This window comes from Promicromonospora sp. NPDC050249 (assembly GCF_040656015.1).
In the GTDB taxonomy this organism is placed as follows: Bacteria; Actinomycetota; Actinomycetes; order Actinomycetales; family Cellulomonadaceae; genus Promicromonospora.
Map to the genome: position 1 here is coordinate 15,218 of NZ_JBFAKY010000052.1, position 12,162 is coordinate 27,379.

At 71.8% G+C, this 12,162-nt stretch carries 12 protein-coding genes and 1 pseudogene; 7 read left to right on the plus strand and 6 right to left on the minus strand.

The features are described 5' to 3' along the window. Positions 1-28 precede the first annotated feature (28 nt). Positions 29-1,570: an alkaline phosphatase D family protein gene (locus AB0I32_RS25595; protein ID WP_357511235.1), complete on the minus strand. Its 1,542-nt coding sequence runs from the start codon at positions 1,568-1,570 to the stop codon at positions 29-31. A gap of 74 nt (positions 1,571-1,644) precedes the next feature. Further along, positions 1,645-2,871, minus strand: a complete 1,227-nt coding sequence (locus AB0I32_RS25600; RefSeq protein WP_357511237.1) for an MFS transporter — start codon at positions 2,869-2,871, stop codon at positions 1,645-1,647. Between the two features lie 68 nt (positions 2,872-2,939). Between AB0I32_RS25600 and AB0I32_RS25605 the strand changes: the two genes are divergently transcribed. Genes AB0I32_RS25605 through AB0I32_RS25615 form a run of 3 tightly spaced genes read left to right on the plus strand, consistent with a single transcriptional unit; the run spans position 2,940 to position 5,986 of the window. Continuing rightward, positions 2,940-4,028 carry a LacI family DNA-binding transcriptional regulator gene (locus tag AB0I32_RS25605; protein WP_357511239.1) on the plus strand — a complete coding sequence of 363 codons (1,089 nt, stop codon included), beginning with the start codon at positions 2,940-2,942 and terminating at the stop codon, positions 4,026-4,028. Between the two features lie 9 nt (positions 4,029-4,037). Next, positions 4,038-4,706, plus strand: a complete 669-nt coding sequence (locus AB0I32_RS25610) for a response regulator transcription factor (protein WP_357511241.1) — start codon at positions 4,038-4,040, stop codon at positions 4,704-4,706. Further along, on the plus strand, positions 4,703-5,986 hold the full coding sequence (locus AB0I32_RS25615; protein WP_357511243.1) for a HAMP domain-containing sensor histidine kinase: 1,284 nt from the start codon (positions 4,703-4,705) through the stop codon (positions 5,984-5,986). The genes AB0I32_RS25610 and AB0I32_RS25615 overlap by 4 nt, the downstream gene beginning before the upstream one ends. Here the strand turns inward: AB0I32_RS25615 and AB0I32_RS25620 are convergent. The 3 genes from AB0I32_RS25620 to AB0I32_RS25630 all read right to left on the minus strand — a co-directional run bounded on the left by AB0I32_RS25620 (position 5,949) and on the right by AB0I32_RS25630 (position 8,400). Continuing rightward, a complete protein-coding gene (locus AB0I32_RS25620; RefSeq protein ID WP_357511245.1) occupies positions 5,949-6,479 on the minus strand; it encodes an SgcJ/EcaC family oxidoreductase in 531 nt (176 codons plus the stop codon). The genes AB0I32_RS25615 and AB0I32_RS25620 overlap by 38 nt on opposite strands. 125 nt (positions 6,480-6,604) lie before the next feature. Next, complete coding sequence (locus AB0I32_RS25625) at positions 6,605-7,273, minus strand: response regulator transcription factor (RefSeq protein WP_357511247.1); 669 nt, start codon at positions 7,271-7,273, stop codon at positions 6,605-6,607. Then, positions 7,255-8,400, minus strand: coding sequence for a histidine kinase (locus AB0I32_RS25630; protein ID WP_357511249.1), 1,146 nt, complete (start codon positions 8,398-8,400; stop codon positions 7,255-7,257). Before AB0I32_RS25630 ends, AB0I32_RS25625 begins: the two co-directional genes overlap by 19 nt. Positions 8,401-8,563: 163 nt before the next feature. On the opposite strand from AB0I32_RS25630, the gene AB0I32_RS25635 reads away from it, so the two are divergent. The 3 genes from AB0I32_RS25635 (at position 8,564) to AB0I32_RS25645 (ending at position 11,572) form a co-directional block, all read left to right on the plus strand. Next, complete coding sequence (locus tag AB0I32_RS25635; RefSeq protein WP_357511251.1) at positions 8,564-9,274, plus strand: ATP-binding cassette domain-containing protein; 711 nt, start codon at positions 8,564-8,566, stop codon at positions 9,272-9,274. Then, positions 9,271-10,065 (plus strand): hypothetical protein, encoded by a 795-nt coding sequence (locus AB0I32_RS25640; protein ID WP_357511253.1) that lies wholly within the window; start codon positions 9,271-9,273, stop codon positions 10,063-10,065. Before AB0I32_RS25635 ends, AB0I32_RS25640 begins: the two co-directional genes overlap by 4 nt. Before the next feature lie 121 nt (positions 10,066-10,186). Continuing rightward, entirely contained in the window at positions 10,187-11,572 is a 1,386-nt protein-coding gene (locus tag AB0I32_RS25645; protein WP_357511255.1) for an extracellular solute-binding protein, read from the plus strand. Between the two features lie 18 nt (positions 11,573-11,590). On the opposite strand, the gene AB0I32_RS25650 is transcribed toward AB0I32_RS25645, so the two are convergent. Then, entirely contained in the window at positions 11,591-11,800 is a 210-nt protein-coding gene (locus AB0I32_RS25650; protein WP_357511257.1) for a helix-hairpin-helix domain-containing protein, read from the minus strand. Between the two features lie 87 nt (positions 11,801-11,887). Between AB0I32_RS25650 and AB0I32_RS25655 the strand changes: the two are divergent. Then, positions 11,888-12,162, plus strand: a pseudogene (locus AB0I32_RS25655) (hypothetical protein); the annotation flags it as partial.

Sequence of the window (12,162 nt, forward strand, 5' to 3'; positions counted from 1 at the left end):
AGTGATCTGGGCGTCCGGCGTCCGACCGTCAGCGCCTCGGGTCGAGGGTGGTGGCCCACAGGGAGCGACCGGCCTGGTCGCGCAGGTCGACGCGAAGCTGCCCGGTAGCGCCGTCGACGTTGACCTCGCCGAAGTGCTGGAACCCCTCCAGCGGCGAGGTGTTCGCGCGCGGCGGGGAGCTGACGAACACCTGCTCCGGCCCGAACGTCGGGTCGAGCCTGTTCGGGCCGAAAGCACCGGCGTGCAGCGGCCCGGAGACGAACTCCCAGAACGGGTCGAACCCCTCGAACGCGGCCCGCTCCGGCGCGTAGCGGATGGCGGCGGAGTAGTGGACGTCCGCGGTGAGCCAGACGGTGTTGCGCACCCGCCGTCGGCTGATCTCCTGCAGCACCCACGCCAGCTCCGCCTCACGGCCGTTGGGCACGCCGGGCTGTCCGTTGGCGACGCCCTCGATCTTGTCGCCGTCGGGCACGACGATGCCGATCGGCATGTCCGAGGCGATCACCTTCCAGGTCGCGCGGGAGCGGTCCAGCGACTCCACGAGCCAGCGCGCCTGACGGGCGCCGAGGATCCGCTCCGGCGTCGTACCGGTCGAGTTCGCGTCGCGGTAGGTGCGCATGTCGATCACGAAGACGTCGAGCAGCGGGCCGTGGGACACCTTGCGGTACACACGGCCGTCGACGGCGTCCTGCTCGCGTACGGGCTGCCACTCGTGGAAGGCCTGGTAGGCCCGGGCGGCGAGGACGTCGGTGCGCTGCTCGGTGTAGCGGTCGTCGTTCAGGATCTCGCCGGGGTACCAGTTGTTCGTCACCTCGTGGTCGTCCCACTGCACGATCTGGGGCACCCTGGCGGCGAAGCGGCGCACGTTCTCGTCGAGCAGGTTGTAGGCGAACTGCCCGCGGTACTCGGTCAGCGTCTCGGCGACCTTGGACTTCTCCGGGGTGACGACGTTGCGCCAGACCCGCCCGTCGGGCAGCGTCACGGTCTCCTGGAGCGGCCCGTCCGCGTACACGGTGTCGCCGCTGTGCAGGAAGAAGTCGGGGTTGCGTGCGGCCATCGCGTCGTAGATCGTCATGCCGCCGATGTCGGGGTTGATCCCCCACCCCTGGCCGACGACGTCGCCCGACCACACGAACCGCACGTCCCGGCGGTCCCTTGGCACGGTGCGGAACCGTCCGGTCAGCGCCTGGCTGTCGGCCCGGCCGTCCAGGTCCTGCGCGACGACGCGGTAGTGCACGTCCTGCCCCGCCGGCAGACCGGTCAGCCGCACCTCACCGGTGCCGTCGGTCGTCGGCGTCAGCAGCGGGCCGCGGATCCGCACCGCGCGCCGAAAGTCCGGATCGCGGGAGACCTCGACGAACATCCGCGACGGCCGGTCGGCCCGTGTCCACACCACCGCCCCGTCCGTGCGCGGATCGCCGAGCTGCACGCCGTGGGTCAGCGAGGGACGGCCGGCCCTCGCGAACGCGGGGGCGGCGAAGCCCGGCGCGGCCGGCAGCAGCAGTCCGGCGGCGGCGAGGCCGGCGGCGCCGAGCAGGGTGCGCCGGTCGAGTTCGGGACCAGGGTTCATGCCCCCCGTTCTAACCACGTCGGAAGACGTCCGGGTAGCCGCGGCCCGACCGCGCGGTGAACCCAGCTCGGCGATCACGTCGTTCGGTCGCTGGGTGTGCCCCGGCGAGCGGGCCGGTCGTGTCCGGCCCCGACCGTGGCCGTGGAGCGTGAGCCCGGCGCGACCAGAGGAGTGAGCAGCAGGAGCAGCGCGCCAAGGCATGCGACGGCGAGCATCGCGCCGCGCAGGCCTACCGCACCGGACCAGAAGCCCACGTAGGACGGCCCGAGCAGGAACCCGAGGTAGGCGACGGTGGACGCGGTCGAGGTGGCGCGGCCACGGTTGGCCTCGTCGACGCGGGACGACACGACGGACAGGATCATCGGGAACAGGACGGCGGTGCCCGCTGCCGCGAGCGCGATGCCCAGGGCGCTCACCGCCAGGTTGGGACCGAACGCGACGACCACGGCGCCGGCCGCTGCGGCCGTCGCGCCGACGGCGATGGTCGGGCGGGCGTACGCGGCGCTGAGGTGTCCGGTGCTGAACCGGGTGATCGCCGCGGTGGCGGCGAAGACCGCCGGGGCCAACGTGCCGACCGCGGGAGTGGCGCCGAGTGCGTCGGTGGCGAAGACGGCACTCCAGCTCTGGTGGGCGTTCTCGCTGGCGAAGGCCAGCGCACCGAGCAGGCCCAGGCCGATCAGCGACAGGTTGGGCAGGGCAGGGAGCCGCCCGTCGGCGCTCCCGGTCGGGACCGGCCGTGCGGGCACCGCGGCGCCGGGCCTGGCGGGAAGCACCCTCGCCATCAGCGCCGCGGCGAGGAGCGCGGCCACCGCGACGAGGACGAACGGGGTCACGACCGGCGCCCCGGCACTCGTGAGCAGACCGGTACCGAGGCTGGCGACCACGACGAACGAGGAGAAGACACCGTGCACCCGGGTGATGAACGGGCGTCCTGCCTCCCGTTCGGCGCGCCCCGCGACGGAGTTGATCGCGACGTCCGAGGCGCCGGACGTGACGCCGATCAGTGCCAGGGCGAGCGACGCGCTGACCAGGTCCTTGGCGAGGAGGACGGCACCAGCACCCACCAGCCCCAGCGCGGCGATCGCGACGGCGGCCACGCGCAGACCCCACCGGTCGATCGCCCGACCGGTGAGCAGCATCGCGGGCAGGGCCCCCGCCCCGACGAACAGCAGGGCCACGCCGAGCTCGGCGTGATCGAGCCCCGCCTGGACCCGGAATCCGGGGATCGATGCACCCCACGCACCCCAGAAGGCTCCGAATGCGGCGAAGGCGAGCGTTGCGGCGGTAGCCGTGGACGGCACGGCTCGAAGGTGTCGTGACATATGTGTAACGCTACACAACGCTGCTGCCCGCGCATAGACTGAGGTCCGTGAACAGCCATACCTCGCGTCGAGCCACGCTGGCGCAGGTCGCTGAGCTCGCCGGCGTCTCGACGATGACGGCGTCGTACACGTTCGGCAGACCGGAGCGGGTCTCGGCGGCCTCGCGGGAGAAGGTCCTCGCCGCCGCTCGGACCCTTGGCTTCACGGCACCCGACCCGTCGGCCAGATCCCTGCGCCGGGGCAGGGCGGGCGCGCTCGGCGTCGTGCTGGGCGAGCATCTGACGTACGCGTTCGACGATCCGCAGGCGACCGCCTTCATGGCGGGCGTGGCGGAGGTCTGCGCCGAGCAGGGGCAGGCGATGACCATCCTGCCGGTCACCGACGCCACCACGGACGTGGCGCGGATCAGCGCAGCGGCGGTGGACGGCTACGTGCTGTGGACGACGGAGGACGGTGCACCGGTGCTGGACGCGGCGGTCGCTACCGGGCGCCCCGTCGTCGTGCACAGCGGCCCGGCCGTCGCAGGGGCTCACGTCGTGGGGATCGACAACCGGGCAGCGGCGCGGGCGATCGGCCGCCTGGTGTTCGCGGGCGGCACGGTTCCGGCGGTGCTGAGCTTTCCCCTGACCGGTGCGCGTGAGGCGGCCGTCGTCGCCGGCCCTGACCCGGACGATGCGACGTTTCCCGTCACCCGCGAGCGGTTGCTCGGCTTCCGGGACGCGGCGGGCGACGTCGGCGCCGACTGGGCCGACGTGCTCGTCGCAGTGTGCTCGACGAACGACGCTCGCGAGGCACGGGCCATGACCGAGGAGCTCCTGTCGCGCGCCGACCGCCCGGACGCCCTCGCCACGATGAGCGACGAGCTCGCGTCCGGCGCCTTCCGTGCCATCGACGCCGCCGGGCTGCACGTGCCGGACGACGTAGCCCTCACCGGCTGGGACGACGCGGAGGCCGCGCGTGTCCAGGGCATCACGTCGGTCGCGCAGTCCATGCGCGAGCAGGGCGCTGCGTGCGCGCGGTACGCCCTCGCAGGCACCCACGCCGACTTCACCGCTCAGTGGCACATCGTCGAGCGCGCCTCCACCCACGCGACCGGTTCCGCACGAGAGGCAGGCCGCGGCCCCGCGGAGGAATAGTGTTCGTGCGTGCACGTGCTCCTGGTGGAAGACGACGAGTCGCTGGCGACGTCGTTGCAGCGCGGGCTCGTCCGGTACGGCTACGAGGTCGAGTGGGTGGCGAGCGGCGCCGAGGCGCTGCGGGCCGACCCGGGCGACGTCGTCCTGCTGGACCTGGGGCTGCCGGACACCGACGGGCTGGACGTGTGCAGGACGCTGCGGGCACGCAGCGACGTACCCATCATCGTCATCAGCGCGCGCAGCGACGAGGTCGACCGGGTGGCGGGCCTGGAGCTCGGGGCTGACGACTACGTCTCCAAGCCGTTCGGGGTGCGGGAGGTGATCGCCCGGATCAGGGCGGTGATGCGGCGGGTGAACCCCGGTGGCGGCCCGGCCGGCGTCGGCCACTACGGGCGGGTCACCATCGACCGGAGGGCGGCGCGGGCGTTCCTCGACGGGGTCGAGGTGCCGCTGGCGCGCAAGGAGTACGAGCTCCTCGCCTTCCTGACCGAGCAGCCGGGCGCCCTCCTGACCCGGGAACGGATCATGGAGGTGGTCTGGGACCTGAACTGGTTCGGTCCCACGAAGACCCTCGACGTGCACACCTCGGCGCTGCGGCGGAAGTTCGCGGGCGCGCTGACCATCGAGGCCGTGCGCGGGGTCGGCTACCGCCTGGTCGTCGAGGGCGCCGAGTCGTGACCCGGCGGCTGATCGTCAGCTACGTGATCCTGATCGCGATAGCGCTCCTGGCCTTCAAGCTGCCGGTCTCGGCTCCCGTCGGTGGCCACATGCGGGACGACACCGAGGCGGCCGTCCAGCGAGATGCCACGACGATGGCGCTGCTGCTGGCGGACGGCGACACGGACGCGCGCGCCGCACTGGCCGAGACCATGTCGGCGTACGAGCGCGACACGCCCGGCGGCGTGGCCGTGCTCGAGTCATGGGACGGCGACGCCGCCACGGCCGAGTGGACCGACGTCGAGCTGGTCGTGACCGTTCCGGCGACGCCGAACGGCGCCGTGCGGATCACCTACCCGACCAGCGCGCTCCGCGAACGGGTTCTCGACGTCTGGCAGCTGCGGGCCCTGCTCGCGATCGGGATCCTCGCCGTGACGGCGCTGCTCGGCGCGCTGGCGGTACGCCTGCTGACCAAGCCGCTGGGCGACCTGCAGACGATGGCCGGCCGACTCAGCGACGGCGACCTCGCGGCCCGCACCGTCGTCGCGGGCCCGCCGGAGACGCAGACGCTGGCGCTGGCCCTGAACTCCGCCGCCGAGCGCCTGGAGACTCTCGTCGCGGCCCAGCGGGTGTTCGTTGCCGACGCCTCCCATGAGCTTCGGACACCGTTGACGGTTCTCCAGCTGTCGCTGGAGAACATCGCCGACGGCGTCGGCGACGCGGCCGTCCGGGACGACGTCGAGCGGGCGAGCCGGGAGGTCACCCGGATCAGCGGCCTGGTCAACGGGCTCCTCGTGCTGGCCCGTGCCGAGGCCCGGACCGGCGGCACGCAACCGGTGCGCCTGGCGGAGCTGGTCGAGCAGCGGCTCGACCTCTGGCGTCTCGAGGGCGACGAACGCGACGTCGTGTTCCGGCTGACCGGAGCATGGGACGCCGGGCCGGTGGTCCTGGCGGGCCCCGGGCAGATCGAGCAGGTCCTGGACAACGTGCTCTCCAACGCGCTGAGCGTCTCGCCCGACGGGGCGGCCATCACCCTCGACGTACGGGCCGGTACCGACGTCGTCGTGCTCGAGGTCCGCGACGAGGGCCCCGGCATGACCGACACCGAGAAGGCCCGCGCGTTCGACCGGTTCTGGCGCGGGCCTGGTCATACGGGCAGGTCCGGCTCCGGGCTCGGTCTGGCGATCGTCAGACAGCTCGTCGCCGACGCCGGTGGGGACGTCGCGCTCGACGACGCCCCCACCGGCGGCCTGACCGTACGGATCAGCTGGCGGCAGGCAGCAGCGACGAGTGGTGGTTGATGATCAGCCACTGGCCGTGCACCTTCTCGTACACGAAGGTGTAGCGCGCGTCCGCGAAGGTCTGTGTGCCGTCGTCGGCGGTGAAGGTGAACGTGTACAGACCGGTGTCGATCGCCGTGTTCTTGTCGAGCACCTTGATGACGGACTGGGTCCGCTCCCCGCTCGGGTTCTTGGCGAGGAAGTGCTCGAAGTAGTCCACGAGCCCGGCGCGGTCCGTCCGGACCACGGGCGAGAGCGTGGGCAGCAGCACCGCGTCCGGGGCGTAGAGGTCGGCCACCTTGTCCGGGTCGCCGGTCTCGACCGCGGCGTTCCACCGGTCGAAGAGCGCGGCGATCTCGGCCTTGGTCGGCGTGCCGTGCTGGGTCGCCGCCTGCGCGTGGCTGGCGGTCTGCGCGTTCTGGGGCGCAGCGGCCACGGCGGTGGCGACGGCCGGTCCACCAAATGCGGCGGCGGCCAGCACGGCCCCTGCGCCGATGACCCAAAGCTTCTTCATGGATGTCTCCCTGGCATAACGGACGTACCGGAAACATCACTGTCGCAAGCCGTGGGTTAGCGGAGAGTGAGCGCCGATCAAGCCGGTGGACAGGGAACGAGGACCGGCACGTCTGCCGGCACCGTTCAGAGCAGGCCGGCGTCGCGGACCCGCAGCGCGATGGTCACGCGGTTGTCGGTCTCGAGCTTGAGGAAGATGCGGGTCACCGTGGCCTTCACGGTCGCGACACTGACGTACAGCCGCGCGGCGATCTCCGCGTTGCTCGCACCGCGGGAGATCTCCAGGGCCACGTCGAGCTCGCGCGGTGTCAGGACGTCGAGCCCGGCACGTGCGCTCTCGCGCTTCGCGCCGTCGGCCGTGCCCGCCGTCGCCGCGGTGATCACCTGGCGGGTGACGGTCGGCGACATGACGGGCTCGCCGTCCGCCACGGACCGGATGGCCGCGATCACCTTCTCGGGTGCGGCGTCCTTCAGGACGTACCCCGATACACCGGCGGCGAGCGCCCGCAGCACCAGGTCGTCCACATGAAAGGTGGTCAGCATGATGATGGCCGGCGGGTCGGGCCGCCGGAGCAGGGCTTCCGCCGTCGTGACGCCGTCCTGGTTGGGCATGCGGACGTCCATGAGCACGACGTCGGGGGCGAGGTCGCGGGCCGCGATCTCCGCCTCGATCCCGTCAGCGGCTTCGCCGACGATCTCGATATCGCTCTCGCCGCCGAGGATCAGGCTGAGGCCGCGGCGGACGAGCGGGTCGTCGTCGACGAGCAGGAGGCGGATCACTCGGTCACGGTCCATGGCAGAGAAGCCTCCACGACGAACCGGTCGCCGTCGTTGTGATGGGTCAGAGTGCCGCCGAGGAGTGCCGCGCGCTCGCCGAGCCCGATGAGTCCGAGCCCGTCGGAGGACCCGTCGGAGGATACGGAGGCCGCACTCGGGCGGCCCGCCGCGTTCGTCACGCGGACCTCGATGGACGTCCCGGACGCCCCGCTCAGCTCGACGGTCACGGGTGCGCCCGGGGCATGCTTGCGTGCGTTCGTCAGGGCCTCCTGCACGATGCGATAGACGTGCCTGCCCACCTGCGGGGGCAGCTGCTCGACGTGCTCGAGCGCCGAGCGGTAGCCGACCCGCTGGCCCGCCTCCCGCACCTCGGAGACGAGGGCGGGCAGATCGTCGAAGGAGGGCTGCGGGCCACCCAGCGGGTCTTCCTCACGCAGCGAGCCGAGGGTGCTGCGCAGCTCCTCCAGCGAGGCGTGCGCGTTGTCCCGGATGACCGCCGCGGCTTGGCGGACCTCGTCGCCGGTCAGGTCGGTACGGTGCGCGAGCGCGCCCGCGTGCAGGGACAGGATCGACAGCCGGTGGGCCAGCACGTCGTGCATCTCGCGCGCGATCCGCGCCCGTTCTCCCGCACGCGCACGCTCCAGCCCGTCGCGACGCTCGCTCTCCTGCCGTCGTTCCTCCGACAGCTCGAGGTCTCGCGTGCTTCGCCGGTAGAGACCGAAGCCGACCAGGCACGCGACCAGCACGGTGCCGGCGATGGCAGCCACCACCAGGGTGGTCGACCCCCATCCGGAGTCGACGAACGTGGTGCCGACGAACGCGAGCCACAGCACCGCGGCGGCGACGGCCGTACGCCGGCCGTCGCGGTGGGTGGCGAGCGAGACGAGGGCGACGTACGCGGCACCCGTGGCCGATCCCGACCCGATGGTCAGCAGGGCGGTGCCGACCGCGATGGTGAACGGCAGTCGCCGGCGCCAGCGCAGCAGGACCAGGCCGACCGCTCCGAGGCTCAGATCGAGCGCAGCCTCCGGCCACCCGGCGATGTCGTTCGCGATGACGAATGCCCAGCCGACTCCGACCAGGACCAGCGGCACCGACGCGATGACGTAACGCAGCAGCTCTTGCCGGCCAGTAAGGGGTCTCATCGCGACCGATCGTAGGCACCCGGCAAGGTCCGTGCCCAGCGACCTCGGGCCACGGACCGATAGACCAAGGTCTACGATCCGACCGGCTCGGAGGAGACCTGCGGCGCCCGGTATGGCCCGAGGTCCATAGCACCAGCAACCCCACGCCGGGTGGACTGGAGCCATGATCACTTTCGACCACGTCACCAAGCGCTACGGCGCGACGCTCGCACTCGACGACGTCTCGTTCGAGGTACCGGCGAGCTCGATCACGGGTTTCCTCGGCCCCAACGGCGCCGGCAAGACCACCGCGATGCGGATCCTCCTCGGCCACAGCCGGGCCTCCTCGGGCCGGGCGACGATCGACGGGCAGCAGTACGCGACGATCCGTAACCCTGCTGGAACGGTGGGCGCCCTGCTCGACGCGCAGGCCGTCCACCCCGGACGCACCGGTGCCGAGACGCTGGGCATCGCCGCGGCGATGATCGGCGTCGACCGTCGGCGCGTCGGGCAGGTGCTCGATCTCGTCGGCCTCTCCTCCGCCGAGAGCCGGCGCGCGGTCAAGGGCTACTCGCTCGGTATGCGTCAGCGCCTCGGGATCGCGCAGGCCCTCCTGGGCGCACCGAAGGCGCTGGTGCTCGACGAGCCGGCGAACGGCCTCGACCCGCAGGGCATCCGCGCCATCCGCGACCTGCTGCGTGCCGTCGCGGACGACGGGTGCGCCGTGCTGCTGAGCTCCCACCTGCTGCACGAGGTGGCGCAGCTCGCCGACCGCGTCGTCATCATCGGCCGCGGCCGCATCCTCGAGGCCACCACCATCGACCAGAGCGCCGCGCAGGACCTGGAGAACCGCTACTTCTCTCTTACCTCGACAGACGATCGGAGCGCAGCATGAGCACCACGACCCTGCCCTACGCCAGCCGACCACGGGTGGACGGAAGGCCCTCACGCACCGTCCCGTTCGCGCGTCTGGTCACCGTCGAGATCCGCAAGCTCACCGACACCCGGACGGCGGTCGTGCTCCTGACGCTGCTCGTGCTCGCGGCTGTCGGGGCGATGCTCATCCGGACCTTCGTCTTCACCCAGGACGTCCAGGATGTCCAAGAGGTCGCCACGAGCACCGGGCCCGCTCTGAGCCTGTTCCTCCCGGTCCTCGGGCTCATCTCGGTGACGAGCGAGTGGAGCAGGCGTACCGCGCTCACGACCTTCGCCCTCGAACCGCGCCGCTGGCGCGTGCTCGTCGCCAAGGTCGCCGCCGGAGCCGCCGTCACGATCGCCACCAGTGCCCTGATGATCGCGGTCGCCTACCCGACGACTGCCGCCGCGGCCGCCGCACGGGACACGGCAGCGAGCTTCGCGCTCGACCCGGTGGCCCTCGCCGGCTGGACGGCCACCAACGTCCTGTTCACCCTGTGCGGTATCGCGCTGGGTTCCATGCTGCTCAACGGTGCCGCATCGATCGTCGTCTACTTCGTCGCCTCGATCGCCTGGGGGTTCATCGGCCTCACCGGCGATCTCGGCAGCACGCTCGCGAGCTGGCTCGACCTCAACGGCACGACCGTCCCGCTGGCCGACGGCGAGATGACCTTCGAGGCGGTGGGCCCGCTCCTGTCCTCGATCGGCCTGTGGGTCGCGGCGCCCTTCCTCCTCGGCCTCCTTCGCGTGAGCCGGATCGAGCTGCGCTGACCGATCCGGACAAGTCGCTGGACCAGGCGGTTCAGCCTTGGCTGGGGCGGCACCTACCGGTTGCCGCCCCAGCTCACGGGCCGGATGCTGGACCCGCCGACCGAAAGGGTTACCCCGCCACATGACCGCACCACCCGCCATCCGCCGCTGGGCCGTGGCAGCGCTCACCAGTGCGTGCCTCCTGGCGCTGGCGCTGACCGCGTGCGGCGCCCCCCGTACGGTCGCAGGGGGCAGCGCCGACCGTGCGGGCCTGTCCCACAGTGCGCACGACGCCGTCCTCCGGGAGGGCGGCGACCTGCTGGTCTGGGCGTGGGAGCCCACGCTGGACAAGGTCGTCGAGGACTTCGAGGCCAAGTACCCCAACGTGAACGTCGAGATGGCGAACGTCGGAACGGGCAACGACCACTACGTCGCCCTGCAGAACGCGATCAGCGCAGGGTCCGGCGTCCCCGACGTCACGCAGATGGAGTACTACGCCCTGCCGCAGTTCTCCATCGCCGGCTCGCTGGCGGACCTGAGCGAGTTCGGTGCGGGTGATCTGAGCAGGTCCTTCTCGGCCGGCCCGTGGGGTTCCGTGACGAACACCGACGGCGCGACGGGTGACGAGGCCGTGTACGGCCTGCCGATGGACTCCGGCCCGATGGCCCTGTTCTACAACGCGCGGGTGTTCCAGGAGGCGGGCGTGACGGTGCCCACGACGTGGGAGGAGTTCGCCGCCGCCGCGGAGGCCATCCACGCGCACGACCCGGACGCCTACATCACGTCGGACAGCGGCGACGCCGGGTTCACGACGTCGATGATCTGGCAGGCCGGCGGCCACCCGTTCACGGTGGACGGCACGAGCGTCACGGTCGACCTCGCCGACGACGGCACCACGCGGTTCGCGCGGATGTGGCAGCAGCTCATCGACCGTGGCCTGCTCGCCGACATCCCCGCCTGGTCCGACGTCTGGTTCCAGGCCCTGGGCACCGGGGAGATCGCCGCGCTCGTGACGGGTGCCTGGATGCCCGCGAACCTCGAGACCGGTGCAGGCGCGGCGTCGGGCGACTGGCGCGTCGCGCGGATCCCCCAGTGGACCAAGGGGACCTACCAGACCGCTGAGAACGGCGGCTCAGCGCTGGCGATCCCGGAAGGAAGCCAGAACAAGGAGCTGGCGTACGCGTTCCTCAAGTACGCGAACATCGGTGACGGCGTCACCACCCGCCTGGAGGCGGGCGCCTTCCCCGCCACGATGCGAGACCTGACCGATCCCGCCTTCCTCGCCGAGGAGCCCGACTTCTTCGGTGGGCAGCAGATCAACAGGGTCCTTGCCGACTCAGCCGCCCACGTCGTCCCCGGCTGGCAGTACCTGCCCTACCAGGTGCACGCCAACAGCGTCTTCCCCGACACCGTCGGCCAGGCCTACACCGGCTCGCGAACCCTCGCGGACGGGCACGCGGCCTGGCAGGAGTCGGTCATCCGTTACGGCAACGAGCAGGGGTTCAGCGTCACCGGCCCGGGCGGATAGGTCGCCGTCCCCGCCTCGTCACGGACGCGTACCACGCGCCTCGGCGAGGAGGCGCACGGCCCTGGGCCCCACGCCGTGGATGGGGAGCAGCTCGTCGAGGTTCTCGGGGAGGTCTTCCATCGTCCGGTACCCCTCGGTGAGCAGGGCACCGGTCGCCGGACGCCCGATCTTCACGCCGTCGAACACGGGGCCCATGTCCGTCTGGTCCGTGCCTGCCTGGTCCGTCATGAGCCCACGCTACTGCCCGGCGGTCGCCGCAGCGAGGTCCGCTTCCAGAACACGATCACGCATGCTTTCGGACGGAAAACCAGGCCTATGTGTGTTCTGGAAGCTTTCCTGGACGCGGGCGCGGACATCCGCCCGGCGTGGCCGCTGGCGCAGCTGAGCGAGCTTGTCCCGGGCGGCCGCTCCGAGACCCTGACGTCCCGCACGGCTTCTGGCACACCCATCCCGAGCTGTGGGGCAAGGTGGTCACCGCAGCGTGCCGCCGACACGAGGACCATGGCGGGCACCCACCCGGACGTGACGCTGCTGGCCACGGAGAAGGTGGTCATCGCGATCGACGAGGTGCGGGACCTGATCATGACCGC

Excerpts from the sequence above, each read along its gene's own strand:
- AB0I32_RS25625 (WP_357511247.1), bottom strand. The coding sequence starts at position 7,273 with ATGGACCGTGACCGAGTGATCCGCCTCCTGCTCGTCGACGACGACCCG.
- AB0I32_RS25640 (WP_357511253.1), top strand. The coding sequence starts at position 9,271 with ATGAGCACCACGACCCTGCCCTACGCCAGCCGACCACGGGTGGACGGA.
- AB0I32_RS25630 (WP_357511249.1), bottom strand. The coding sequence starts at position 8,400 with ATGAGACCCCTTACTGGCCGGCAAGAGCTGCTGCGTTACGTCATCGCG.
- AB0I32_RS25635 (WP_357511251.1), top strand. The coding sequence starts at position 8,564 with ATGATCACTTTCGACCACGTCACCAAGCGCTACGGCGCGACGCTCGCA.
- AB0I32_RS25595 (WP_357511235.1), bottom strand. The coding sequence starts at position 1,570 with ATGAACCCTGGTCCCGAACTCGACCGGCGCACCCTGCTCGGCGCCGCC.
- AB0I32_RS25645 (WP_357511255.1), top strand. The coding sequence starts at position 10,187 with ATGACCGCACCACCCGCCATCCGCCGCTGGGCCGTGGCAGCGCTCACC.
- AB0I32_RS25650 (WP_357511257.1), bottom strand. The coding sequence starts at position 11,800 with ATGACGGACCAGGCAGGCACGGACCAGACGGACATGGGCCCCGTGTTC.
- AB0I32_RS25620 (WP_357511245.1), bottom strand. The coding sequence starts at position 6,479 with ATGAAGAAGCTTTGGGTCATCGGCGCAGGGGCCGTGCTGGCCGCCGCC.